The organism is Bartonella sp. PS7NMGDW, assembly GCF_042193585.1.
Classification (GTDB): domain Bacteria; phylum Pseudomonadota; class Alphaproteobacteria; order Rhizobiales; family Rhizobiaceae; genus Bartonella; species Bartonella grahamii.
The window spans coordinates 1-876 of the sequence record NZ_JBHILX010000097.1; the positions used below are offsets into that span (position 1 = coordinate 1).

Below are 876 nucleotides of genomic sequence, written 5' to 3' on the forward strand. Positions count from 1 at the left end.
TGAGTTCGAATGAGATTTTATGGATAGCAGTGGTTTCAGTTTTGCTCTTAAGCGGAGTGATGTTTCGTATTGCATTGTATTATCGCGACCAAGTTAAAGCACTTAAAGAGCTTATTGAAAATCTAAAATTCGAAATTAGGGTTTTAAAAGAAGAATGCAACGGAGCTATGAAGATCATTGGTGAGCGTAATGAGGATATACGAAAGTATGAAGCAGAGATTAAAGAACGTGACAAGCTAATAAAAAAATTTAAGCAACAGACTGAAGAGCATGAAAAGGCGTTCAGAAATGTAAGTGAAGTTGTAATGACACTAAAAGCAGATGTTCAATCACGTGATACGGAAATTAAAGAATTGAAGCAAGAGATTAAAGAACGCGACGAGAAAATTGAAGAATTGAAACAAAAGATAGAAGAACATGACGACGAGGAAATGGAAGAACTGAAGCAAGAGATTAAAGAACGTGAGGAGGAAATTAAAGAACTCGAAGCAGATGTTCAATTACGCGACGAGGAAATTAAAGAATTGAAGCAAGAGATTGAAGAACGCGACGAGGAAATTGATGAACTGAAGCAAAAGATGGAAGAATGTGACGAGGAGGAAATGGAAGAACTGAAGCAAGAGATTGAAGAACGTGACGAGGAAATTGAAAAACTTAAACAAAAGATAGATGCGTACCGAGAAGAGTTTAAACGGAACAGTGAAACGATAGAGCTACTAACAGTACATGTTCAATCATGTGATGCGGAAATTAAAGAATTGAAGCAAAAGATAGATGCGTACCGAGAAGACTTTAAACGGAAAAGTGAAAAGATACAGGCACTAAAAGCAGATGTTCAATCACGCGACGAGGAAGTTGAAAGACTAACACAAGAGC

Annotated in this window: 1 pseudogene; it reads left to right on the forward strand. The window is 37.0% G+C overall.

The features are described 5' to 3' along the window. Positions 1 to 29: 29 nt before the first annotated feature. A pseudogene (locus ACFIKJ_RS09485) lies at positions 30 to 876 on the forward strand (hypothetical protein); the annotation flags it as partial.